The sequence below is a fragment of the Catellatospora sichuanensis genome, assembly GCF_007483665.1.
Taxonomy (GTDB): domain Bacteria; phylum Actinomycetota; class Actinomycetes; order Mycobacteriales; family Micromonosporaceae; genus Catellatospora; species Catellatospora sichuanensis.
Window position 1 is genome coordinate 73,406 of sequence record NZ_VIQO01000046.1, and the last position, 23,281, is coordinate 96,686.

The window sequence follows — 23,281 nt, forward strand, 5'->3', positions numbered from 1 at the left end:
GGACCTGACAACTGGATCTTGCCGCAGCGCCGGGCCCACGCCTGTATCGTGAATAACACCTGGCAGCAGCCGCACCGGGCGGCCAGACGCGCCGACGACGGCGCCGCGGTCCACGCGCACAGCGATGAGAATGGCGACGCTATGGCCGACACCGGCGCGCCGCCGCGCAGCGCCATCAGGACGCCAGACCAGCGGCTGCGCATATTCGTCTCCTCGACCCTGGAAGAACTGGCCGCCGAGCGCGCCGCGGCCCGGACAGCGATCGAACAGCTGCGGCTGGCACCGGTCATGTTCGAATCCGGTGCCCGGCCCCACCCGGCACAAGACGTCTACCGTGCCTACCTGGCCCAATCCGATGTCTTCGTCGGCATATACGGCGACCGCTACGGCTGGGTCGGGCCGGGCATGACCGTCTCCGGCCTCGAAGACGAACTGCAACGCGCCACCGACCTGCCGCGACTGCTGTACGTCAGGTCGCCCGCACCAGGCCGCGACCCCGAACTGGCCCGGATGCTCGACCGGATCAGGCAGGACGGCCGGACCTCCTACAAGAAGTTCACCGACGCCGCCCAGCTACGCGAACTGATCCTCACCGACCTGGCGACCCTGCTCGCGGAACGGTTCGGCAAGCCGCAGCCCCCGGTGCGCGAGACCGAGGTCGCCGCGCCGCCCGCACCGGCGACGGCGCTGATCGGGCGAGACGGCGACCTCGACCGCATAGCCGCACTGCTCGACTCCGACGAACGCCGCCTCGTCGTGCTGACCGGCGCCGGCGGCATCGGCAAGACCCGGCTCGCCCTCGCGGTGATGCAGCGCACCGCAGGCCGGTGGCGCGACGGCGCGGCGTTCGTCGACCTGTCCACGATCACCGACGCCCGGCGCGTCCCCGATGCGATAGCCCTGGCGCTCGACCTGGTGGTGCAGGGCCGCGAACGTCCACTGGACACGCTGCACCGGCGCCTGTCCGACCGCGACATGCTCATCGTCCTCGACAACTTCGAACAGGTGCTCGACGCCGCACCCGTGGTCGCGGACCTGCTGCAGCGAGCCCCGCACCTACGCGTCCTGGTGACCAGCCGCGTCGTCCTGCGGGTGCGCGGCGAGCAGGACTGGCGGGTAGACCCGCTGGAGGTCCCACCGGCCACGGCCCCGGTCGAGGAACTGGCGCAGGCACCCGCACTACGGCTGTTCGTCGAACGGGTCCGCGACGTCCAGCCCGGCTTCGAGTTGACCGGCCAGAACGCACCGATTCTCGCCGAGCTCTCCCGGCGGCTGGGCGGCCTGCCGCTGGCCCTGGAGCTGGCGGCCGCCTGGATGCGCCTGCTCACCCCTGAACAGATGCTGACCCAGGTCTACGGCCGCCTCGAACAACCCGGCACCCTCATCGATCTGCCCGATCGCCAGCAGACCCTGACCAGCACGATCGGCTGGAGCTACGACCTGCTGCCGACCACCGCACGGCAGCTGCTCGCCCGGCTGTCGGTGTTCGCGGCCCCGTTCACCGTCGACGCCGTGATCGCGGTCTGCGGCGACGACGGCTCCGACGTCGTCACCGACCTGTCCATGCTGCTGGACAGCAGCATGGTGAGCCCGTCCGAGCGCGCCGACCGTCAGCGCGCGTACCAACTGCTCGAACCGATCCGGCGCTTCGCCGCCGAGCGCCTCGACCCGGCAGGCCCGACACCTGGCCGGCTGCACCGGTACATTCTGGACGTCCTCACCGCCGCGGGCACCAGGCGAGGGCACCTGGACCAGCTCATGCGGCAGCTCGACAGCGAGCAGCTCAACTTGCAGGCCGTGATCGAATGGATCGGCCGCGACGGGCAGCCGTCCGGTCCGCTGCTGCGCGCCCTGGGCGACGCCTGGGTGTGGATGCAGGCCTGCGGGCACCTGCGGCAGACCTCCGAGCTGTGGCAGCGGATCCAGTCGCTGCCCCCCGACAGGCTGCGTACCGACGACGACCAGCTGGCGCTGGCCTGGCTCAAGGCCAACCGGCTGCTCAACGACGGCTCCTTCGCCGAAGCCAGCGCCCTGGTCGAACGGATACTTCCCGACGCCCGTCGGCTCGCACCCCCACCGCGCACCGCACTGCTGCTCACCACGCGGGCGATCGCGCTGGCCGCCACCGCACCCCAGCAGGCCCGGACCGACTTCGAGGAGGCGCTGCGCACGGCACGCGCCGCCGAGGACCCGCTCAGCCTCGGGTACGTCCTGTCCCACTACGGGCTGCTGCTGTGCCTGGCCGGTGAGACCGACCAGGCACGGGAACACCACCGGGAGACGCTGGACATCGCCCATGTGCTCAACGACGAGAACCTGCGCGCCGAGGCCCACTACGAGCTGGCGCTGGACGCCATGCAGGCCGGCGACCCCGCCGCTGCGCAGGCCGAGCTGGCCGTCGCGGTGGCCGCATACCGCGCCTTCGACAATCTCGACGGGCTGACCCGATGCATCGGCGCGCTCAGCGCACTGGCCTTGCGCAGACAGGACGCCCGCCTCGCCGCTCGCCTCGCCGGAGCCGGCAGCGCGGCACGAGAGCGTATCGGGCTGGTGCCCTGGCCGTTGGTCACCGAATGGGAACGGCAGACCAACGACCAGGCCAAGGCCCTCCTCGGCGGCGACGCGTTCGACGCGCAACTCGCGGCGGGCCGCGACCTCACCGTCGACGAAGCGCTCGCCGAGAGCGGGCAGCGGGCAGCGTCATAGCCGGCTGCTTTTGACGGTGAGCCGGATCGCTTGGTGGAGCAGGAAGCATCCGAGTAGCACCATCAGGATGGCCACCGGCCAGCGCAGCGGATCCGGCATGTACAGCGCGAGGAACCAGACCTTCTGTTCGGCACCGGCGAGCAGGATCACCACCGGGATGACGCCCTGGGGAATGAGGCAGAGCGGGCCGAAGATCCAGGAGAGTCCCGCGACGAGGCTCTCCCTTCTGGACAGCTTGACTTTGGGCACGTCGACCCTGGGTGCCGCCGCGGCAACGGTCTTCGCGGCCCGCCCGGTGCGCATCTGGTACAACATCTCGGGGCCCTTGGCCCGTAGCCGCCCGATCGCGACCCGCCCCAGCCACCACCCGAGGAAGACGCCTGTGGCCAGCCCGACCGGGCCACCGGCCCACAGCAGCACGGCGTTGTCGTACACGGTGCCGAAGACGACCGTCATGACCGCCGGAACGGCCGGCAGCAGGCCGACCCAGAACAGCACCTGGGACTGCCACGGGGTCTCGCCGTGCTCGAGCGGGTTGTCCGGCCGCTTGTGCGCGTCCGGGCCGGGTGCCAGCGCCACGACCGAGGTGTACAGGGCCAGGCCCACGCCGCCGCCGAGCAGGGCCGGCACCAGCGCGAGCACCCACGGCCAGGCCCAGGTGTACCCGCTCCAGAGCGTGAACCCGACCGTGACGGCGACGGTCAGCGACCCGAACACCAGCAGGTACGCCCACTGCCGCCCGCGCAGGTCTTCGCGTTCGCTGCCGGTCTGCAGGGTCAGCCACAGCGCGGTGCCGTCTGGGGCGTAGAGGTTGCAGGCCACCGTGGCCGCCATCAACGCCATGCCCGGGCCGGCCCAGGGAAGAACCGCCGTCCAGCCCAGCGTCAGCGGCAGCAGCGCGGTTCCCAACGCCCACCCGAGCACGATCGCCAGGATCTGGATCCGCGCCGGGTCGCGCCACCAGGTGCGCAGTTCCTTGCGTACGACGGCCGCGGTGCGCCCGGCCAGCACCGGCGAAGTGGCGGCCGGCGCGTGGCTGCTGCCGCGGATCGTCGTCCGGCCGTGCCGCAACGATCCCAGTGTGCGGCTCCACCCGAGCAGCAGCAGGCCGCTCAGCGCGACCATGGCCGCCAGCATGCCGACCGCACGCCACCACTGTCCCTCGTGGGCGGACTCGACGGCGGCCACGCCCCATCCGGACGGGATCGCCCGCACCACGGCCGAGTACCCCGACGGGAACCCGGTGGAGAGGACTTCCGAGTTGGCGATCACGACGAGGACGATCCAGCCGGACTGGGTGAGCACCAGGAACGCGGCGAGCAGCAGCCCGGTGAACGCCGAGCCGAGGCGCCCCCGCGCGATCAGACCGAACACGCTGTGGGACGTACGGGACAGGAGCACCACCAGCACCAGCTGCAGCGCGGCCGCCGGCACCGAGACGAGCGCCGGCAGGACACCCTGCCGGATGCCGTACACGACGAGGCTCAGGAAGGCCAGTGCCGTCACCGCGGTGGTGACGCCGACGAACGCGGCACCGAGCAGGCCGATCGCCAACTGCCGCCGTGGCATCGGCAGCAGCGCGAAGTGCTCGACGCGCAGGACCGACGAGGCGCCCCACACCGGGCCGACCAGCCACCCGAGCAACCAGACGACGTAAGTCGTGGCGAGCAGATCAGGGACCACGCCAGGACCGGACGGGTTCACCAGGCTGAGCCAGACGGTGGTGGCGGCGCCCAGGAGGCCGAGCACCCCGCCGGTGATCATCAATGCGGCTCTGCCGCCCGTCATGGAGTTCCGGACGATCGCCAGCTTCATCCGGATCAGGACGCCAACCATGACAGCCCCTCCGCGGCCCGGACGTCGCCGCCTGCCAGCCGGACGAAGGTCTCCTCGAGGGAGCCGTGGCCGCGGACCTCGGCGAGCGGACCGGCCGTCACCACACGGCCCTCGACCATGATGGCCACCGTGTCGCACAGCTGCTCGACGAGTGCCATGACGTGGCTGGACAGCACCACCGAACCGCCGTCGGCCACGAACCGCGCCAGGATCGACTTCAACGCCATCGCCGACACGGGGTCGACCGCCTCAAACGGTTCGTCCAGCACCAGTAGCCGGGGCGCGTGCAGCAGCGCGGTCGCCAGGCCGATCTTCTTTCGCATGCCGGTCGAGTAGTCGACGACCAGCGTCCGTTCGGCGTGCTCCAGGTCCATCACGTCGAGCAGTTCGCGGGTCCGCTCGGTGATCGCGGCCGGGTCGAGGCCGCGGAGCTGGCCGAGAAACGTGAGCAGTTCCCGCCCGGTCAGCCTTTCGGGCAGCGCGAGGCTGTCGGGCAGCACCCCGATCAAGGCCTTGGCCCGTACCGGGTCGGACCACATGTCGACACCGAACACGGCCGAGCTGCCAGCGTCGGGCCGCAGCAGCCCGACCGCCATCGACAACGCCGTCGTCTTGCCGGCGCCGTTGGGCCCGACCAGGCCGAAGAACGATCCCGCGGGAACGGTCAGGTCGACCCGGTCGACCGCGGGCTTGCCACCGAAGGTCTTGGTCAGGCCGGCGAGGATCAGCGCCGGCGGCCCGTCGTCCTGCGCCGACGGGTGCGAGCCGGTGGCCTTCCTGCTCGAGTCTGGCATCGATGCACTGCCGTTGACCACGGTTCTCCTATCGCTGCGGGCGGTCGTAGCCGATGCGGCCGCGCTGCTGCGCCAGCCGGCGTCGGTGCGTACGAACTGGATGGATTTCATCCCGCCGCCCGGTGTGGGGACACCTTTCGTGCGGCAATGCTCAAGTTAGGCGCGCCGCGTACGGCCCGGTATGACGCTGCCTGCCGAGTGGGGGTGTAGTTTCCCCCACCCCCACCGGGTGCCACCTGTCACGAGGCGGGGGGGTCGGGATCCGACGGAGAGCATGCCGGTACAGCTTGTCTCGCTTCGGCAAGATGGCCTCGGTCGATGGTCAGAGATGACGTGGCCAGAACTGGACCACAGCCGCGACGACCTCCGCCTTTGCCTGCCGGATCTCGGCGGCGATCTGCTGCCAGATCCCGATGCCGACCAGCGCGGCTGCCCCGACCAGGCACCATGTCCGGAACCGGCCGTCCGTCGCGCGTGGCCCGCTGGGCGCGGGCACGGCACCTGTCCGATTGCGGACGAGGTCGACACTGCCGCCGCGCTGACGTTCGGCGAGCCCGGCGAGCAGCCACACGGCGGCCAGGAACACCACCATCACGGCGATGTCGTCGCTGTCAGGCGGCGGCAGATCGCTGACTACCGTGTCGGCAACCGTGCCACCGACGAATACGGTGCCGGCCAACGCACCCGTCCACGGGCTGAGCCAATTGACGAAAAGCATCGTCAGCAGGGCGCCGAGGGCAATCGGCAGCAGGGGCGACGGGAGACAAGGGCTGGTGTCGGAGCAGCGTGGTTCCATCGACAGGGGCACGGATGGCTCACCGGGCGGTGCCGACCACACCACGACGAACAACGCCACGACCACTGCGGACATGGCAAGCTGCGCGATCCGCCGGGTACGAGTGTCTGGTCTGGTGAGGGGCGCTACGCGGTGATCGTACGGAGCCGGTGCCGGTGGCGTTGCCCGCTTGCCACCGGCGGTGACAGCCTTGGGCGACGGCGCGTCCCGCGCAGTTGGAGCCGGTGACGTACCCTGCGGCGATGCTGAGCCCGTCGCCTGACCAGGAGCTGCTGAAAGCCCGTGGTCCCGTCGCCACCACCGGGGTCGTCATCGCGCTGGTCATCACGCGCTGGCGGGACCTGCTGGCGGTGCTCGTGCCGACGCTGGTGCCTGCGCTGGCGGTGCGGTACGCGGTGGCGGAGGAGCCGATCACCAGCCGGCTGGCGGGCGGTCAAGCAGGCTGGACGACCGCGTTGCTGGCCGTCGCCTGGTGTCTGGCTGTCGGCGCAGGTGTGGTGGTGTCGGCTGCCGCGCTGCGCGGCAGCGCGGTGACGTGGCGTGCGGCGCTGAGCAGGGCTGCTCGTTCGATGCTCACCATGGTTCTCGCGGTTCTCATGATCGTGGTCGTCGTTCTGCTCGGCGCGGCGGTGATCGTGGGCTGCGCCGCGCGCGGCCCTGGCCCGCTGATCGCGATCGTCCCGCTGGTGCTGCTGATCGGGCTGGTGTGCAGGTCGGCACTGCTGATCCCGCAGGCTGTGCTTCACGCTGGCGGTGTCGCGACCGTGGCCAGGCAGCGCCTGGCCGCCAACGTCTCGGTGCTGCTGGGCACCGCGGGCCTGCCGCTGCTGGTGGGTCTGGCACCACGGCTGGTGTGGGCGATCACCCACGATGCCTATCCGGTACCGGGCACCCTGCCGCTCGGTGTGGCGATCGTCGCCCACCTCGTCGAGGACTGCGCAACGGTCGTGGCTGTGGCACTGCAGGCCGCCACCCTCGCGGTGGTCTACCTGCAACGCCATCCAGGTTCTGGCACCCTGGCAGACCTCGCCAAGGTCGACGCCGACCTGGCCGTCATGAGGGATGGCCGGGACAGGCCCGTGGGCAGCCGCGCTCGGGGCATCGCCGCGGCCGCACTCGTCGCTGTACCGGCGCTGCTGGCCGGGGGTCTGGCCGCAACCGGCCGTGGCGGGCCCACCGTGACGGCTCAGGACGTCAACTACGGCTGGGACGTCGAAGCGGTGGCCTGGCCGGCCGGCTCACACCCGGTCATCGTCACCAGCAGCACCGTGCACTGGTGCCGCGACGACGCCTGCGAGCACACCGACTTCCACGACCGCAACGTCGGTGGCACGAGCCCGCACAACCTCGCCGGCATCGGCCCGGACAGGGCCGTCGCCATGGCCGCGGTGCACGGCCGCGGCGGAGACGACCTGGTACGCACCGACGGCAACGACGCCGTCCGGATGGAGCTGTGCTGGCAGCCGGGCGTGTGCGAGCAGGGCGTCACCAAGTGGCACACCGGCGGCACGGACGGCCAGCCGCACCTGGCGGCCATGCCCGGCCGCGACGGATCCGTCGTCGTCGCCAGCGCCCACGTGCTCGACGCGAGCGCCGACTCGCAGAAGCCGCAACAGCATCGCACCCGGATCACGCTGACCCGGTGCAACACGGTGCATTGCACCGACCGGCACCTGACCGACTTCGGCACCCTGGAGCTGGACCTGCTGGCCAGGCTCGACAGCGGAGATGCCACTGGTCTGCGGTTCCGGCAGCGTGACGCCGTGCTGCAGGTACGCGTCGACGAGCGCGACGTGCCGACAGTTCTGGTCCGAGACGGCGCGGGCGGCGTCGGCTGGATCGGCACCTGCGACTCGCCACGGTGCGACCGGCCGACTCTGCACCAGGTTGAGCTGGCCGGGTTCGGGCGTGGCCCGATGACCTGGCTCGACGATCCCCGTTCCGGCGCGGCCTCGCTGCTGGACGGTGAACTGGCCTACGGCACGGGAAACGCATTTCGACACGTCGGCCTGCGGACGTCTGGCAAGCCGGTGACGGCCGGCACACTCGCCGCGACCGGCACCGGTGTCTACGCGCTCACCATGGAGGAGGCACCGCCCATCGCGGGTCTGTCGCTTCGGATCGACGTCGCAGGCTCGCCGAGCAATGGACAGCAGCTGATGCTGTGGCGGTGCCCGGTCACCGGCTGCGACCAGCCGCAACGTACACCGTTGTGGCAGATCGACAACCAGTTCAACGCCTTGGCGATGACCGTCGCGGTCGATGGCCGGGTGCTGATCGTATTCAATGATGAGCAAGGTATCCGTGCGGTCGTCGTCACCTGGTGAGTCGAATTTCCTTCTCGGCTGAGGGGAACGCCGGCGGCGCGGCGTGGTGGTACGCCGACGTGCGCGAGGGTGCCACGATGCGCGGCGGGTGGTGCCTCAAGCAGTCCTTGTACGGCACCGGCACATGCTTCGCACGCAGGTCAGGCGGCTAGAACGCCGTCAGAGTGGACACGTCCAGCCGCCGCGCCGCTCGGCCGTTGGGAGAGCGCACGGGTCCTGATCCACGGGCTGTGGCTGATTCCGCACCACGAGCATTACGAGAAGCGCGAGTCCAGCCAGACAGAACGCTGCAGCTATAGCCCATGTGCTCTTCCTGCCCGTGGTTGGTCGGCTTCGATGCGGCTGCGGATCAGCGCGGCGACCCCGGCGGCCACGGGCGGTCAGCCGCAGGCCGGGTGCGGCGTCCTGCAGCCGCAGGTGCAGGGCGGCGATCATTGCCTGTCTGCTGGGTGCGGGCCGGTGGGCCGTGGTGGGTGCGCCGGGGTGCGGCACACGGTGCCGGTACGTGGTGGCCGCAGCGGCATGGCGTGCCGTGTCCGCGGGACGGGTAGCAGGTGGCCTGCGCCGTGCGCGCGCAGCGCCTTTGCCGCGGCGGGGGAGTGCCCGGTGATGGTGAATGCGGCCCGGTGCCTGGCTGCCTGCCGTTCGCACAGGACGATGGCGACGACACCGACGATGTCGATGCGCGTGACCGCGCTCAGGTCCAACCGGACCACGGCGGGGGCGTACTGGCGCAGCAGCCCGAGCACGGCCTTGGGCAGCCGGTGAGCGTTGTCGGCGTGCAGCGAGCCGACCGCGGAAACGTTCAGCGTCCGCTGTTCGCCGCCCAGGCGCAGCGCCAGATCGTCGGTCATCGCGCCTGTTCCGGGTGTTGTTCGCCGCCGCGGCGCCCGCTGCGGCCGGCGGCAGTGGCCGACAGGGTGGCGGCTGCCGCACGGATGCGCAGCAGCCGCATGACGTCGGGCCGCCACGGCATGGCCAGGGTGTGCTCGGGGTTGCGGGCGCCGCTGATCGCGCCGACGATCGTCGCGGTGGTCTGGGTCTGCCCGCCCATCATCAGCGCGTACCGGATCGCGGCTGCGGGCTCGTCGGGATGGCGCAGAAACGCGGTCAGCGCCGCAGGCACGCTGCGCAGCGCGGTCCGGTCCACGCCGAGGGTCGCGGCGGTCTCGGCGGGCGCGCTGCGGTGCCGGACCAGCGTCTGCACGGTGCGCAGCGCCGCCCGGAACTCCGTGGTGCGCATCTGCGCCGCGACCGCAGACAGGAACCGGTACTTGTCCGCCGGTGCGAAGGGCTGAGTCTGGGCGGCGAGCGCGACCGCTGCCGCCGACGCCGCGGCTCCGTCTCGGGCCAGCAGGTGCGTGTGGGTGACGCCGGCCGACCGGCGGCCCAGGGCGGCGGCTGCGGCGGCTCCGTTGCCGGGGACGAGGCCTGCCGCGCACGCCCGCACGGCGGCGACGCTGCCGTAGCTGCCCTGCCCGTGATGGACGCTCGGAGCGGTCTGCCACCAGCGGATGCCGCCCGCGATGACGGTCAGGACCCGGGCGGTGGCGGTGCCGGCCAGGTCCGTGCGGTCGGCGGGCCATTCCTTGGCCAGGTCCGCGGCGAGGCTGTCGTCGTTGACCCGGCCGCCGTGCGCGCCCAGATGCTCGGCGAGCACGATCATCTGTAGCGCGGCGGGGCTGGGTTGAAGCACGCTCGGTGCGGCGCGCAGGATCGTGTCCACCTGTGCCGGATCAGGTGTGGTGCGGCCGTGCAGCGGTGCGGCCATCAGGTCGGCGCAAGCGGCTACCAGCAGGCAGCCGTGTGCACGTCGTCGCAGCTGCTGCTGGTCGAGCGGGTATGTCACTGTGCGTCGATCTTCCTTGCGTGTTCGTGTGGTGCCGGGTGCCCGGCCGGACGCGTGTGCCCGGGTACGGATGCCTGCCGGCGAGGGCGCGGCGGGACGGCGGCGGCTCTGGCGTGCACGACGGCGAGCAGTCGCCGCGCCCACGCCCCCGGCGCCGGTGCGGCGGCCGCGGTCTGGGCTTCGGGCACCGGCTCGCTGACCCCGGCGACGCGCGCGATGGCGGCGGCGAATGCGGCGGTGTCATGGGGGTTGACCACGACCGCTCCCGGCAGTTCGCCGCTGTCGCATGTCAGCTCGCTGACCACCATCGGCGCGCGGCCGTGTGCGGCGATGAACTCGTGGGCGTGCGCGGCCGTGCCGTGGTTCGCGGGTGTGGCCAGCAGCCCGTCGCAGGCCAGGTACAGGGCGGCCAGCTCCCGCCGATCAGGAGTGGCACGCAGGTAGTGCACGAGAGGCTGGCCGACGTCGGCGTACGTACCGTTGATCTTCGCGATGAGCCGGTCGACCCGCTCACGGATCTCAGCTTCGGCAGCGGTCTGCGGCTCGCCGCAGGCCACGTGCAGCAGGGCCACGGTCGCCGGGGCCGGGTGGTGCTCGGCAAGGAACCGCTCGAAGGCGTTGAGGCGCTGCTCGACGGCCTCGCCTGGGTCCCAGTCCGCGACCGACAGCAGCACCGGCCCTGCCACCCGCAACGCATCCCGGATCTCTCGCGCCCGAGCACGCACCAGCGCCGAACGGGCGAGCCGTCCGATTCCCGCCGTGTCGGCCGGCAACGGGTAGGCCATCACTCGTACGCGCCGACTCCCGACGGCGATCTGGCCGTCGCGCACGGGCAGCCCGTTCACCCGTCCGGCCAGGTCGAGCAGATTGTCGGCAGCCCGCCGGTGAGGTAGCGCGATGACGTCGGCGCCGAGCAGGCCTGACAGCAGCGCCCGGTGCTCGGGCAGCCGCACCAGCGACTCCGCCGGAGGGAACGTCGTGTGCAGCTGCATCACGCTGGACAGGTCCGGGCGCAACTGCCGCATGATGCCGGGCAGCAGTTGCAACTGGTGACCGTGCACCCACAGCGTCCCGGAATCGACCGCCGTGTCGGCGACGGCCGTCGCCACCTGCTGGTTGGCGGCGAGATAGGTGTCGAACCAGCCGTCGGGGAAGCAGCCTTGCCGGCCGTGGCCCAGTGAGCGAAGCAGCGCCGCGGCGTGTGCGGCGGCAGACGCCTGCTGCGGGTCACCAGGTTCGGCAGCCACCCAGGTCGCCGCCTGCGTCGCGGCGAACGGCCGCAACGCCGCCAGCGCGGCATCGACATGGCCGTGCCCGTCATCGGCATCGCTGGGTGGGATCCGATCAGCTGCTATGACCAGCCGATGCCGGTGGGTGCGGATCACGGGGCCACCTGCGGGCGCGGAAAATCACCGAGCGTCAGGTCGCCGTCGGCGGAGATGACCTGAAGCACCCGGTCGACCTTGGCCAGTTTCAGGTTGCGGCGCGCCCGCGCCGACGGCGACCGCAGCGCGACGATCCCACCGTCTCGCATGGCGCGGCGGTGCGTGTCCAGCAGCAGCAGGATCCCCGCCGCGTCGATGATCTCGCAATCGGCCAGGTCGATGACCAGCCGCCGCGGGTGCAGAGCCAAGGCCTCCTCGAGGACGTCGTTGACGCCCGGCGCGGAACTCGCGTCGAGGTCGCCGCGTACCTGCACCTCGACCAACGGCACGACCTGCGTCGTCTGCGACGCCCGGCTCACCTCGTCCACCTGCCACCTCCTCGCTGGTGATCTCACCCTTGCCAGCGGGTACGGCGTTTACTACGCAAACCCATGACAGTTGTGTGACAACCGGAGGTCGATGGTCCCCGCGTACGCGCATCAGGACCAGGGTGGTGACGCCTGTGGCATCGACGGCTGTCAGGTCGTGCAGGTCGACGAGGACGCGGTCGACGGCGAGGTGTTCGAGCAGGATCTCCACGGCGGCTGACAGCCGCCGGCAGGTCGTGGCGTCCAGGCGTCCGCGTGCTCCCAGGCATGTGCCGGCTGGTGTGGCGTACAGCCGCAGTTGCAGCAGGTCGGCCATGAAAAGTTCTCCCGGCGGTGGCGTCAGCGGCTGGGCTGGTTGCGGCGGGACCGGCGTGTCGGGCGCAGGCAGCCCGGCCCTGGTCGGTGACTGCGGTGCCGACGTGGGCCGGCGCTCGGCAGCCGGTCACCGTCAGCGCAGGCCAGCAGGTCGGCCGCTTCGCACGCGTCGACAGTGGCTCTGACCTGCGCAGAGGCCTGCACCACCCGCAAGGTGACGCCGCGGGCGTCGGCGTCACGGCGGCAGGCGATCAGCGTGGCGACCCCGGCGACGTCGATGAAGTCCAGGCCGCCGACGTCGATGGTGAACCGGGCTGGGTTCAGCCGGTTCATCGCCAGGTCCACGGCCCGGGTCAGCTGGTGCACGCTAGTGGTGTCCAGGGCGCCCTCGGCGATCAGGTACAACCCGATCGGGCCGGAGTACAGCCGCATCCGCAACGTTCTGCTCACCTGCCGCACCGGCATCCTGGAGCCGGTCGTCCAGATGTCGGGCAGGTCGTCATCGCGCCGGTTCGCCCCACCGCGGCACCTCCTTGTATCGGGTGCACCAGACGATTGATGCCGGGTGTGGCGGAAGTTCCGCGAACCCGTGACAGTTGTGTGACAAATCGCCGGATCGGCTGCTCAGCCCTATCGCGCCCGCCTGCGCGGGGGCAGTATTCCGCGGGTGGTTGCGGTATTGGTGATCGAAGACGACGACCGGATCAGGCTGTCGCTGTCGCTGGCGCTGGAAGACGAGGGCTACGCGGTGTATACCGCCGCGACGGCGGAGGAAGGGCTGCTGCGCCAGCGTCGCGAACCCGCCGACACCGTGCTGGTCGACCTGATGCTGCCCGGCATCGACGGGTTCCAGTGCATTCGCGAGCTTCGCCGCGACGACGATGTGCCGATCGTGGTCGTCAGTGCCCGCGAGGACACCCACGACATCGTCGCGGCCCTTGAAGCAGGTGCCGACGACTACCTGGTCAAACCGGTCGCGGTGAAGGAACTGTCGGCGCGGCTGCGCGCGTTGCGTCGCCGGGCACGCACCGGACCGGCCACGCCGGCGGGGCACCAGGACCTCGGGGACCTGAAAGTGCGTGCCCAGGCCGGGGAGGTACTGCTGCACGGACAGCCGTTGGCACTGACCCGCACCGAGTTCCGGCTGCTGTGCGAACTGGCCGGGCACGCCGGGCAGGTGCTGTCCCGCCAGCAGCTGCTCGAGCGGGTCTGGGAGTACGACTTCGGCGACGAACGCCTCGTCGACGTGCACGTCGGCCGGCTGCGCCAGAAGATCGAAGACGACCCTGCCAACCCGCAGCGGCTGGTGACCGTACGCGGCCTCGGCTACAAGATGCCCCGATGAGACGTCCAGGGCTACGGGCCAGGGTCACCGCCGGGTTCGCCGTCGGAGCCCTACTGGTATCAGCGGCGATGGCGCTGCTGTCCTACCAGCTGACCGAACGGTTCCTGCTCGACGAACGCGAACGCACCGCCAGGCGGGCGGCGCTGTTCGACGCCGGTATCGTGCGCGCCGGCCTGGACACCGACAACCCCGAGGTCCTACCCGTGCTGCGCTCGCTGGACACCGGTGCCAACCGCCGTGCGCTCATCTGGCGCGACGGCGACTTCTACTCCCGCACCGTCGTGGACAAGACTCTCACCGACAGCCTCCCCAAAAGCGTCATCAGCCTCGTCGAGCAAGGCAAACCGGCCGTACAGCGGGTACGCATCGCGGGACGCCCCGCCATGGTCTTCGGCATCCCGATCGGTGAATCCACGGCCCTGTACGAGATCGACTATATGAGCGAGCTCGACGGCAATCTCAAAGTCCTCGCCCTCGTCCTGACACTCGTCGCGGCGACCACCGCCGGCGCTGGGGCCCTGCTGGGCGTGTACGCCAGCCGCCGGGTCATGCGACCGCTGAACACGGTCGCCGATGCCGCCCGCGACATCGCCGGCGGCCGCCTCGGCGCCCGCCTCGATCCGGCCACCGAACCCGACCTGGCCCGCCTGGCGACCTCGTTCAACCACATGGTCGACCAGCTGTCCGCCCGGATGGAACGCGACCGGCGCTTCGCCGCCGACGTCAGCCACGAGCTCCGCTCGCCGCTGCAGACCCTCGCCGCGGCCGCGAGCGTCCTGGAGCGGCGCCGTGAGAAGTTCGATGAGCGGTCCGCCACCGCGGCGGGGCTGGTGGTCGAGGAGGTACAGCGTTTCCAGGAACTCGTCACCGACCTGCTGGAGTTGGCCCGCAGCGATCAACCCGCCGACACCGCCCCCGTCGACGTCGGGGCCCTTGCCCGGCAGGTGTGCCGCCACCGCGGCCTGCCGACCTCCCTGGTCACCGCCGACGTCGACACCGGCCCGGTGTGGCGCGTCGACCGGCGACGCATCGAACAGGTCCTGGCCAACCTGATCGACAACGCCCAGGCTCACGGCGGCGGCGTGGTCGCCGTGCGCCTGGCCACGCAGCCAGCCGCCAGGATCCTCGAGGTCGATGACGAAGGCCCCGGGGTCAGCGCCGCCGACCGTGAGGCGATTTTCGACCGGTTCGTGCGGGGGCGTTCGGCCGGCGCCCGCGGCGACAACGACGGCACCGGTCTCGGCCTGGCCCTGGTCGTCCAGCACGTCACCGCCCACGAAGGCAGCGTGCAGGTCCTCGACCGGCCCGGCGGCGGCGCCCGCTTCCGCATCGAACTACCCCCGGAGCGTTCATGAACCTCGCCCGCGCCGCCGCGGCCACCCTCACGGCCGTGCTGCTGGCAGGCCTCGCGGCAGGCTGCGGCGTGCCCACCGAGGAAACCGCCCGCGAGATCGAGCACACTGGCACAGCCACCCCAGCCGCACCGACGCCGGCCGCCGAGGCCTCCGGCCCCGTCACGGAAAAGCTCTACCTGCTGCGCGACGGACACCTCGTCGCGGTGCAACGCCGGGTGCCCACCCAACCCGACGCTCAGCAGCTACTCGCCCATCTGTTGGCCGGACCTACACCCGCCGAACAGGACACCGATCTGAGCAGCGCGCTGGCCGGTACGACCGCGATCAACTCAGCGACCGACGCCGCAGGGTCGGCTACCGTCGAGCTGTCCACCGCGTTGGAAGGCACTGGCCGCAGCGACGACGTCCTGGCTTTCGGGCAGCTGGTGTGCACCCTGTCCAGCAGGCCCGACATCAACCAGGTCGTGTTCACCCGCCAGGGCGCCCGCGTCGGTGTGCCCCGCGGCAACGGCTCCCTCACCGAAGACCCCCTGACCTGCGCCGACTACATCAACCTCATCACGTCCTGACAGCGGTGCCGGCGGGCACAGGCTTGTCGCCAAGATGCCGCGTTGCGCGGCGTCCGACCCCGCCATACCCACGCTGTCGCAACGGACACCGCGGTCGGCGGGTGCAGGCAAGCCACCATCCGAAAACACGACGTACTCCCGGCGACAGCTGCGACAACGCTGCGAAAGCTGATCACCACCTCGACGAGGAATACCTCCCGCGCACGCTGTCTGATCCGCGTCTGCCCACCGAGATGCCATGGTGGGATCGACACCACGCCCAACTCGCCACCGTCGCTAGACAGCTAGCGCCGTGGGATATCAAGGTGCCGGGCGAAGAACCGGATCGAGCTGTCGATTTCGAAGGACGGGACTCGGAAGTGGCTGCCGGGGTTGGCGTGCAGGGTCTTCTCGGCGGAGCCGAGTGCGTCGAACAGCTTCATGACGGAGTCCCGTGGATTGCCTTCATCGTCCCACTGCAGCACGAACTCGACCGGGATCGTGATCCGCGCTGCGGTGTCGATGAGCCAGTCGCTTCCGATGAGGCCGAGGACCGCAGCCGTGATCCGAGGTTCGGCCGCGACGAGGCGTATGCCCATCTCACCCCCATGGGACAGGCCGTAGTACCCGACGGGCTGGGTTTCGCCGACGTAGTCCAGTTTCTGCAGTGCATCCAGGGTGGTCTGCCAGTCGGGTATGAGCTGCGCCGCCACGGTCTCGTTGAGGGCACGCCACGCCGGGCCGAAGGGCTCACCCGCAGCCTCTCGTTCCTGGATGAGCGCGACGAGCCGCCGGATCTCCGGGTGCTCCGGCCTGTCACCGGTGCCCGGCGCGTCGATCGCGGCGACCGCGAAGCCGCAGGAGGTGACGTAGGGGAAGGCACGGGAGACGACCTCCCATCCCTTCTTGTGCTGGCCGCCGCCGTGTCCGATCAAGACCAGCGGACGGGGACCGGAGCCCTCGGCGGGCGTCCAGAGCACCCCGGGGATGTCCCCGATGGTGAAGTGCTGTTCGCGGATGCCGTCTGCGACGGTTTCTGAGGTGATGCGCATCGCAGGATTACATCGGCATTCCCGCTGACGCGGCGAGTCAATTGCCGGGCGGCCGGGCCGGAGACGACGAGGCCCGGCGCCGGTTGCGATCGCCTCGATACCCAGGTCAGCGTCGATTCGGGCGTGCGCAGGGAAGCCGCCGGGCGCGTTTGTCTACAACGCGCATCACCTGGTGAGCGTCTGCGGTGACGAGATGCTCGATCATGGAGTATCGCCCGATGTCGGGGCCACCGGCGTTCTCGTTGATGGCGAGCAGGCGGTCCTGATCGGGGGCTACGGCGCTGACTGTGACCTCATCACCCCGATCCGTCTCGGATCCGACGGTATCCAGGTCACCGGTCCGTCTGCCCGGCTGGTACTGCTCGACGGCGTGGAGGTGCGTGACGCACGCGTGACCTGCCGAGGTGCTGAACTGCAAGCGATGATCAAAGGCAACATCGGTCTGGTACTGCGGACGTCACGTCAATGCTTTGGATCTCGCCTGGTTCGCGGATAGCCTGGTTGTGTCCCGGTCGCTGTGGCAGGGACTTGTCGCAGGCATAGCGGTGAGCGTGGCATACCGGGGGCGATGACCGACAGCTGGCACGGCAGCGGAGCGCGTGCCGCCGGGGAGGGTCTTCGATGATGCTGGAAGACGCCATCGGTTACTGGGATCCGACTCCAGCGGTGGCATCCTCTGCCGACCTGAGCTTCTGGCTTGACGACCGCCGCCCACCGCAGCCCGACGACCGGCTGCCGGACCTGCGGTAACGCCGCTGGCATACTCAGGGATCATTCCAGACAAAGGCAGAAGGGGTGACCTGCAGGGTCCAGGAAGACCCGGTATGACGTACCGGGCTGTTCCGGGTGTTTGGTCGCACCGAGATCGATCACTGCCTTCTCGGCGGCGTCGAGGTCGTCGACGAGCATGTCGAGGTGCATGTGCTTGGGTCGCTCCTGGGTCGGCCACGTCGGAGGCGTGTAGTCGGCCACTCGATGGAAGGCGATGCACTGGCCGTCCTCGGGGCAGACCGAAGCCCGGTCGGCGGAGACGTCGATTTTCCAATCCAGCATCGCGCCGTAGAACTCGGCGAGCGCACCGGGATCGGGGCAGTCGATAGCGATGAGGGGCAAGCGAGCGATGGCCATGCCGGCCAGGATATCGACCATTTGGGTAAAGGCTCGTCCGGATTCCGCAGTGACGTGCTGGCCCTGTCGACCGCCCACTCGCCGAGCCGGGCGAACGTCGACTCCTGCATCGCACCGTCAAAGCGGTGGTCGCCCGAGTGGAACTCGCCGCCGTACACGTCCGGGGCACCCTGGTGTCGTAGATCTCGAAAAGCGACCATTTCGGGCCAGGTTGGCAGGAAGACGTGACCGGGAGCTTGGCGCAGGGTAGCGACCGCCGCGGCTGCACCAAGCTCACCGACCGTGATGATCAGCAGGTGGTGTGGTTGTGGAGCACCCAACCCGTCCGATTGGGGTGCTCCGCGCCGTGGCCACGGAGCCAGTTGCGGCCGTAAACGTCGTTGTAACCCGCGCCGTCGGCACGGAAACCACGGCCTGGACTGAGCGTGAAGAGGTAGCCAGTCCCGCCGTAGCCGTCGATCGAGGCGTAGAACGGGGCATTCTCCTTCGTCATGCAGAGAACGTCAGCATGTGCCGGCGCCGCGACAGCGGCCCCAGTCGTGACGGCTACCAGCATGGCAGCGGCGGTTGCCAGGATTCGTTTCAAGTCTGCTCCCCGGATTGTCGTCGGCTGATCATAGGGGCCAGGATCCGTCTCACTCCATAGGCGACCGACCGCTCGCGAGCTGCCCGCGACGCGCGACGGGCAGTCAGGACGCAGCCATCATGTGGTCGGAGCGCCGCTCCCGGGCCGGTCCGGCCGGCGGGCCGCAGGCCCGAGGGTGCGTGCAGGCGATCGGTCTGCGGTCTCATCGGCCGGGTCGTCCCGCATCCGGTAGGTCTCGATCCAGACTTCGGAGCCCGGCACCAGATCGGACTCGGCGAGGTCGGCGACCGTCACCGACACCTCCGGGTCGGCGGGATCGGATGAGATCACGAGGTTGCCGTCGGCGTCCTGCCATGCGTCGACGCCCCACATCCCGACCGTTCCGGTCAGCACGGACCCGTCGGGTCGGCGCACCTGCAGGATGTCTCCGCGCATGGAGACGCGGCAGCCCGCGGGGTAGGCCAGGTCGCGTAGCTTCACCGCGGGAAGCACCCGCCACCCGTAGTCGCTGTGGGCCAGGCCGGCGATCGTCACCATGTGCAGCACCCACAGATTGTGCCATCGTCGTCCGGCCTCGGTTTGCCTGGCCGATGGCACCTACGTCAACGACATCAGCATGTTCCCGGCGGTGAGCTGGTGTTCAAGGCGAACGAGAGCATCCTTGCGGTCCAGTACCCGCCCGCCGCCGACGGCGACGACCGCGCGCTGGCCGCCGCCCGGCCGATCCGTCGCCCGCCGTGGGGGCGACGGATCGGGCCGCGGGGCCGGCTGATTCAGCAGCCGGCCCTGCGAAACCGAACTACTTTGCGTCGGCCAGGTCGGCGATTGCCCGCGCCGCGCGGAAGTACGGGCTGCGACCCAGCTCGCCGATCGTCTTGATGCCCAGGGCGTCCTTGAGGTGCTCGGCGGCGCGCTCGCTCACACCGGCGAGCGCGGCGACGGGCGCGTTGGCGAGCTCTTCAAGGCTCTTGTCCTGGTAGTCCTTGTCCAGCAGCTTGGCGAGGTCAGCGGAAACCGGCATGGCCACTCCTTCGGGGTCGTGGTCCGGCGTGGTGCCGAACGTGCGCCCCGAATCCTTTCACTTTCGACATTGGGCCGATCTCGCGGCCCCGGTCTGCTGGACCCGTTGGCACGGCGAGACGTGATGTCGTCTGGACTTTCCTGTTGCAGACGGTCGGCAAGGGACTCGATCCGCTTGTCGCAGGTCCGTCCGCCGAACCCAGGCGTAGCGGCACGACAGGCCGCACGGGTGACCCCTCGGAGCGACCATTTTCGCTTAGTTTAAGCAGATCAGAGCGCAATGTCCGAGTCGGCTGTCGTGCCCTGTACGCAAGGGCGTCGGCGTCCTCAACCGCCGGTGTACTCCGGATCGTCGGGCCCTTCCGCGGGTTCGATGGGGTGCGGAGTACGTCCCCGCTGTTCGTGAACCTCGGCCTCGTCATCCTCACGGACGATTTCCGGCTCCTCGGGCGTCTGGCTCATCGCGGCCTCCTCGATCTTGCAACGGCAGACGTACCCACGACGCGCCACTTTCATTCACCGGCACACGGCAGGGCTCAGGGTGCCGGCGCGGTCACGCCTCGAAGTCGATGTATCCGCAGCCGAGGTCGCGCGGCCCGACCCACCGCCTGGCGACTTACGGAAGTCCTGCGCCGGGCCACCCGCGGGGGTACTTCGTAGGTTTCATCGCCCGCCCGATCGGTGAGTTGGTAGGTGTCACCGGCCGGTCCGGCTCGGTGACCCCCTGCCGCGGAAGGACCCCGTCATGGCGAAGTTCTTGACCATCGGATACGGCGACCAGGCCGGATACGACCGTACCGCCGCTGAGCTGCGCGATCGGGCGCATGCCCATGATGTGCGGCTGCGGGAGGCTGGTGCCGAGTCAGGGATCGCCGGTGCGCCTGTACAGGTGAGAAATCATGATGCCACCGGCGTGGTCGTCGAGAAAGGTCCGTTCATGTCGGCTGCACTGCCGGTGGCCGGGTTCGCCCTCATCGAGGCGGCCTCGATGGACGAGGCGATCGAAGCCGTGTCCGCGACTCCCTGCGCGGTCGCGCACGGAGTCGTCGAGGTGTGGCCGCTGCACGAGTCGGCGTAGGTCGCCGCTCCGCCGTCGCCGATGACAACCGCGTGGATCGCTGCATCTGGTCTGCCCAGGTCGGGCCGAATGCGGTGACCGCGACCGAAACGCCGAGCACCTGTGCGACATCGTCGAGGCCCGTGTAGAACAGGCTGGGGGTGCCCGACGTCTCGGCGAGCTTCTCCTGGATCTGCCGAGTGGCCGCGGTTGGTGTCCGGGGCACCGGCTACGGATTCCCGGCGGCGAGGTTCTGCTGCGCGATCCAGTAGGCCGCGGCCTCGCGGACGCCCGCGTCCGGATCGTCGAGCGCGCGGGCGACGGCGTCCACGTACTGACGGGAGTCCTTCTTCCACCACAGCAGCGAGTACACGGCTGCTCGGCGGACCGACGGGACCAGGTCTCGCGCCATGACGTCGGCGAGAGCGGGCAGTACACGCTTGCCGAGCCGTGGGCCGAGGCGCCGGTTGCCGAGCACGTCGACAGCGTGGTGGCGGACGAGGGCATACGGCGATGCCAGTCCACGGATCGCCTCGTCGACCTCGTACGGGCGGATCCGGCACGAAGTGGTCCCCACGCGCCGGTAGGCCACCAACGCCGGCTCGTACGTCGGGTGGCGTGCGAGGAAGCGCTCAAGCGGACGGTAGTCCAGCGGCAGCGGGTCGACGGCGTCGTCGCGGAACCCGTTGTACGGCGCCGTCATCGCCGCCGCGACGGTATCCTCCGGCAACCAATCGAGCTTGGCCTCCACGAGGTCGGGCCGGCCGAGCCGAGTCAGGGCACTCGCGATCCATGACTGGTCGGGGCCGGCGTGCTGGGTCAGTGCGGCGTCGAGCGCGGCGACGACCCGGTCGTCGGCGCCGCCGATCTCGGCCAACAGCTTCGCGGCCTGCCAGGCCCGACACGAGCCGGACAGCTGCACAGTCAACACCTGGAAGGCCGCTGGACCGGCGGCGCGAAGCGCCTGCACGGCGTAGTCGCCACCGACGGGGTCCGAATATGCATCCAATTTCGATACATATATCGCGAGCCGCTGAGGCTCGGGCAGGGCCGCGACGCGAGTGCGCTCGACAGCCTCCCCGTCGAACTCGGGGAAGTGCCGGCGCAACTCCTGCTTGGTGAGGCAGCGCTCGATCATGGCCTCGTAACGCTCCTGGTCGACGAGGACGACGACGAACCGGCGGTCGGTGATGCCGCGGGCGCGCAGAGTCCGTGCCGACCGCTTGGCAACGCGGACGAGCGCTGACAGGAACAACTCATACGTTGACGTCCACTCTTCAGGCGTGCCCCGGCATGCCTGCGCCGTGAGTGCTTGCTGCCAGTGCGCCCACCGGTCCTCGGGAAGCCACAGGTCACCGAATGTCGGCCAGTCGGGCGGGTGCCACCGCACGTCACCGTCGGACTCCGCCAGGGCTTCTTCGCTGTTCACACCGAGCAGCGGCAAGCAGATGACGCCGTCCTCCTCCGCGTAGATCTCGGCCATGGCGGCGGCGTACCACCGCTGGTCCGGCTCAACGGCGATCGCGGCCTTGACGGTGGCCACGAGCCCGGCCTCCAGTTCGCGCTCAAACGCCGCCCAGTCGAACGTCACCGGACCAACACCACCCAACCCAGGGAACGAGGCGCCGAGCATACAGCCCAGCTTGGTGGTCGCGGTGGAGTAGGCAACCCGCCATGGCGTGAGGCACGGCCGAAAAGTTTTCGGTCATGGCGTGTGGTGCTTTCACAGCCTGGCATGCGCATGTAGCAGATAGTGCCTGTTACGCCATCGATCCAACGAAATGCTTTGGCCATCTTGTCGAAAAGGTTTTCGGCATCCAGAGTGGCTGGTACGCCGGACCGGTCCGGAAGTCCATATCGATGGCTTGAACCACGGAGCGGTTGCCCGCCGCTCCCTCGCAGCTCCAGGCACGACCCTGTCACCGCGAATATTCACAACCGTCCCTCACGTGGAGGTGAATACCCATGTCACAACTCGTGCGCGGCAAGCGCAGAAGCCTGGCACTCGGCCTGTCCGCAGTACTGGCCACCGGCGTGATCGCCGTTCAGGCGAACAGTCCGGCGATGGCGGCGCAGACCATCGGCTTCCCCACGTTCAGCGGTCCGGCGATCCCTGCTGCGCCGGTCGGTTACACCAGCGGCAACATGATGCAGTCGATCTACAACGCGGAGTCGGGTGGTACCGATTTCTGGATGGACCGGTTGCTGGCCCGTCCTGGCAACGATCCGGCCGGTACCTGGCTGATGTCGCGTGGCCGTGCGCTGTACATGAAGACGCACACTCCGGGCACGCTCGGTTTCGCCGGGCAGGCCGCGTACTGGGAGAGCATCAACAACGGCAACGCCTACACGGTCGCGGTGACCCCCGGTACGTTCACCGAGCAGGTGGGTTCGCGCTGGCAGGCGCCCAGCCACTGGAAGAGTGTGCACACCAGCGGTTCGGTCACGATCAATCAGACGAAGTTCATCACCGACAACAACGTCGCGGTGACGAACCTGTCGATCACCAACGGCGGCAGCAGCTCCACGACGCTGCAGCTGCGGGCCACCTCGCCGTTCGCGACCTCCGGCAGCGGGAACGAGCTGACCGGCCAGGTCAACGCGTACAACAACCTCACCACGCTCTACCCGCGGCTGTCCGGTGACAGCTTCACCGTCAGCAGCGGCGGCCTCAACCGGTCTGTCACCATCGCGGCGGGCGCGACCGTGACCGCCAAGGTGGTCATGGGCTTCGTGGCGAACGAGATCCCGGCGTCGTTGACTGAGTACAACGCGTACAAGGGTTACACGAACGCGACCGCGTTCAGCACCCAC

The 23,281-nt window shown here is 69.9% G+C and carries 24 protein-coding genes and 1 pseudogene; 9 read left to right on the top strand and 16 right to left on the bottom strand.

The window, feature by feature from the left end; genetic code table 11:
• Positions 1 to 48: 48 nt before the first annotated feature.
• On the top strand, positions 49 to 2,706 hold the full coding sequence (locus FLL47_RS40010; protein ID WP_144127898.1) for a DUF4062 domain-containing protein: 2,658 nt from the start codon (positions 49 to 51) through the stop codon (positions 2,704 to 2,706).
• On the opposite strand, the gene FLL47_RS40015 is transcribed toward FLL47_RS40010, so the two are convergent.
• The 3 genes from FLL47_RS40015 to FLL47_RS40025 form a co-directional block, all read right to left on the bottom strand.
• On the bottom strand, positions 2,701 to 4,542 hold the full coding sequence (locus tag FLL47_RS40015; RefSeq protein ID WP_144127899.1) for a hypothetical protein: 1,842 nt from the start codon (positions 4,540 to 4,542) through the stop codon (positions 2,701 to 2,703). The two genes, FLL47_RS40010 and FLL47_RS40015, sit on opposite strands and share 6 nt — an antisense overlap.
• Positions 4,527 to 5,336: an ABC transporter ATP-binding protein gene (locus FLL47_RS40020; RefSeq protein WP_144127925.1), complete on the bottom strand. Its 810-nt coding sequence runs from the start codon at positions 5,334 to 5,336 to the stop codon at positions 4,527 to 4,529. The genes FLL47_RS40015 and FLL47_RS40020 overlap by 16 nt, the downstream gene beginning before the upstream one ends.
• Before the next feature lie 322 nt (positions 5,337 to 5,658).
• Positions 5,659 to 6,207, bottom strand: coding sequence for a hypothetical protein (locus tag FLL47_RS40025; protein ID WP_144127900.1), 549 nt, complete (start codon positions 6,205 to 6,207; stop codon positions 5,659 to 5,661).
• A gap of 167 nt (positions 6,208 to 6,374) precedes the next feature.
• Here FLL47_RS40025 and FLL47_RS40030 point away from each other — a divergent pair, with 167 nt between their 5' ends.
• On the top strand, positions 6,375 to 8,459 hold the full coding sequence (locus tag FLL47_RS40030; protein WP_144127901.1) for a hypothetical protein: 2,085 nt from the start codon (positions 6,375 to 6,377) through the stop codon (positions 8,457 to 8,459).
• 431 nt (positions 8,460 to 8,890) lie between these two features.
• Here FLL47_RS40030 and FLL47_RS40035 read toward each other — a convergent pair whose 3' ends face one another.
• The 4 genes from FLL47_RS40035 to FLL47_RS40050 are packed head-to-tail and all read right to left on the bottom strand — an operon-like array spanning position 8,891 to position 12,061.
• A complete protein-coding gene (locus FLL47_RS40035) occupies positions 8,891 to 9,313 on the bottom strand; it encodes an STAS domain-containing protein (protein WP_144127902.1) in 423 nt (140 codons plus the stop codon).
• Positions 9,310 to 10,308 carry an ADP-ribosylglycohydrolase family protein gene (locus tag FLL47_RS40040; protein WP_144127903.1) on the bottom strand — a complete coding sequence of 333 codons (999 nt, stop codon included), beginning with the start codon at positions 10,306 to 10,308 and terminating at the stop codon, positions 9,310 to 9,312. The genes FLL47_RS40035 and FLL47_RS40040 overlap by 4 nt, the downstream gene beginning before the upstream one ends.
• Entirely contained in the window at positions 10,305 to 11,693 is a 1,389-nt protein-coding gene (locus FLL47_RS40045) for a trehalose-6-phosphate synthase (protein WP_144127904.1), read from the bottom strand. The genes FLL47_RS40040 and FLL47_RS40045 overlap by 4 nt, the downstream gene beginning before the upstream one ends.
• Positions 11,690 to 12,061 carry an STAS domain-containing protein gene (locus FLL47_RS40050; RefSeq protein ID WP_186316206.1) on the bottom strand — a complete coding sequence of 124 codons (372 nt, stop codon included), beginning with the start codon at positions 12,059 to 12,061 and terminating at the stop codon, positions 11,690 to 11,692. Before FLL47_RS40050 ends, FLL47_RS40045 begins: the two co-directional genes overlap by 4 nt.
• A gap of 91 nt (positions 12,062 to 12,152) precedes the next feature.
• Here FLL47_RS40050 and FLL47_RS44920 point away from each other — a divergent pair, with 91 nt between their 5' ends.
• On the top strand, positions 12,153 to 12,281 hold the full coding sequence (locus FLL47_RS44920; RefSeq protein WP_281286787.1) for a hypothetical protein: 129 nt from the start codon (positions 12,153 to 12,155) through the stop codon (positions 12,279 to 12,281).
• 119 nt (positions 12,282 to 12,400) lie between these two features.
• Here FLL47_RS44920 and FLL47_RS40055 read toward each other — a convergent pair whose 3' ends face one another.
• Positions 12,401 to 12,826 carry an STAS domain-containing protein gene (locus FLL47_RS40055; protein ID WP_186316207.1) on the bottom strand — a complete coding sequence of 142 codons (426 nt, stop codon included), beginning with the start codon at positions 12,824 to 12,826 and terminating at the stop codon, positions 12,401 to 12,403.
• A 217-nt stretch (positions 12,827 to 13,043) separates the two neighbouring features.
• On the opposite strand from FLL47_RS40055, the gene FLL47_RS40060 reads away from it, so the two are divergent.
• Genes FLL47_RS40060 through FLL47_RS40070 form a run of 3 tightly spaced genes read left to right on the top strand, consistent with a single transcriptional unit; the run spans position 13,044 to position 15,645 of the window.
• Positions 13,044 to 13,721 (top strand): response regulator transcription factor, encoded by a 678-nt coding sequence (locus FLL47_RS40060; protein WP_144127907.1) that lies wholly within the window; start codon positions 13,044 to 13,046, stop codon positions 13,719 to 13,721.
• Positions 13,718 to 15,076 (top strand): HAMP domain-containing sensor histidine kinase, encoded by a 1,359-nt coding sequence (locus FLL47_RS40065; protein ID WP_144127908.1) that lies wholly within the window; start codon positions 13,718 to 13,720, stop codon positions 15,074 to 15,076. The genes FLL47_RS40060 and FLL47_RS40065 overlap by 4 nt, the downstream gene beginning before the upstream one ends.
• Positions 15,073 to 15,645: a GerMN domain-containing protein gene (locus FLL47_RS40070; protein ID WP_144127909.1), complete on the top strand. Its 573-nt coding sequence runs from the start codon at positions 15,073 to 15,075 to the stop codon at positions 15,643 to 15,645. The genes FLL47_RS40065 and FLL47_RS40070 overlap by 4 nt, the downstream gene beginning before the upstream one ends.
• Positions 15,646 to 15,929: 284 nt before the next feature.
• Here the strand turns inward: FLL47_RS40070 and FLL47_RS40075 are convergent, their stop codons facing one another.
• Positions 15,930 to 16,676, bottom strand: coding sequence for a dienelactone hydrolase family protein (locus FLL47_RS40075; protein ID WP_144127910.1), 747 nt, complete (start codon positions 16,674 to 16,676; stop codon positions 15,930 to 15,932).
• A 106-nt stretch (positions 16,677 to 16,782) separates the two neighbouring features.
• Complete coding sequence (locus FLL47_RS40080) at positions 16,783 to 17,094, bottom strand: hypothetical protein (protein ID WP_144127911.1); 312 nt, start codon at positions 17,092 to 17,094, stop codon at positions 16,783 to 16,785.
• A 203-nt stretch (positions 17,095 to 17,297) separates the two neighbouring features.
• Here FLL47_RS40080 and FLL47_RS44925 point away from each other — a divergent pair, with 203 nt between their 5' ends.
• Entirely contained in the window at positions 17,298 to 17,426 is a 129-nt protein-coding gene (locus tag FLL47_RS44925) for a hypothetical protein (RefSeq protein WP_281286788.1), read from the top strand.
• Between the two features lie 21 nt (positions 17,427 to 17,447).
• On the opposite strand, the gene FLL47_RS40085 is transcribed toward FLL47_RS44925, so the two are convergent.
• From FLL47_RS40085 to FLL47_RS44930, 5 genes are all read right to left on the bottom strand, one after another.
• Positions 17,448 to 17,825, bottom strand: a complete 378-nt coding sequence (locus tag FLL47_RS40085; RefSeq protein ID WP_246159301.1) for a VOC family protein — start codon at positions 17,823 to 17,825, stop codon at positions 17,448 to 17,450.
• Between the two features lie 268 nt (positions 17,826 to 18,093).
• Positions 18,094 to 18,297 (bottom strand): hypothetical protein, encoded by a 204-nt coding sequence (locus tag FLL47_RS40090; protein ID WP_144127912.1) that lies wholly within the window; start codon positions 18,295 to 18,297, stop codon positions 18,094 to 18,096.
• A 210-nt stretch (positions 18,298 to 18,507) separates the two neighbouring features.
• Positions 18,508 to 18,936 (bottom strand): hypothetical protein, encoded by a 429-nt coding sequence (locus tag FLL47_RS40095; RefSeq protein WP_144127913.1) that lies wholly within the window; start codon positions 18,934 to 18,936, stop codon positions 18,508 to 18,510.
• Positions 18,937 to 19,189: 253 nt separating this feature from the next.
• Complete coding sequence (locus FLL47_RS40100; RefSeq protein ID WP_144127914.1) at positions 19,190 to 19,411, bottom strand: hypothetical protein; 222 nt, start codon at positions 19,409 to 19,411, stop codon at positions 19,190 to 19,192.
• 326 nt (positions 19,412 to 19,737) lie between these two features.
• On the bottom strand, positions 19,738 to 19,872 hold the full coding sequence (locus FLL47_RS44930) for a hypothetical protein (protein ID WP_281286789.1): 135 nt from the start codon (positions 19,870 to 19,872) through the stop codon (positions 19,738 to 19,740).
• Positions 19,873 to 20,155: 283 nt separating this feature from the next.
• Here FLL47_RS44930 and FLL47_RS40105 point away from each other — a divergent pair, with 283 nt between their 5' ends.
• The gene (locus FLL47_RS40105) at positions 20,156 to 20,488 is read left to right on the top strand and encodes a YciI family protein (protein WP_144127915.1); all 333 of its coding nucleotides are present in this window, start codon (positions 20,156 to 20,158) and stop codon (positions 20,486 to 20,488) included.
• A gap of 208 nt (positions 20,489 to 20,696) precedes the next feature.
• On the opposite strand, the gene FLL47_RS40110 is transcribed toward FLL47_RS40105, so the two are convergent.
• Positions 20,697 to 22,058 (bottom strand): DUF4303 domain-containing protein, encoded by a 1,362-nt coding sequence (locus FLL47_RS40110; RefSeq protein WP_246159302.1) that lies wholly within the window; start codon positions 22,056 to 22,058, stop codon positions 20,697 to 20,699.
• A gap of 374 nt (positions 22,059 to 22,432) precedes the next feature.
• Here FLL47_RS40110 and FLL47_RS40115 point away from each other — a divergent pair.
• A pseudogene (locus FLL47_RS40115) lies at positions 22,433 to 23,281 on the top strand (hypothetical protein); the annotation flags it as partial.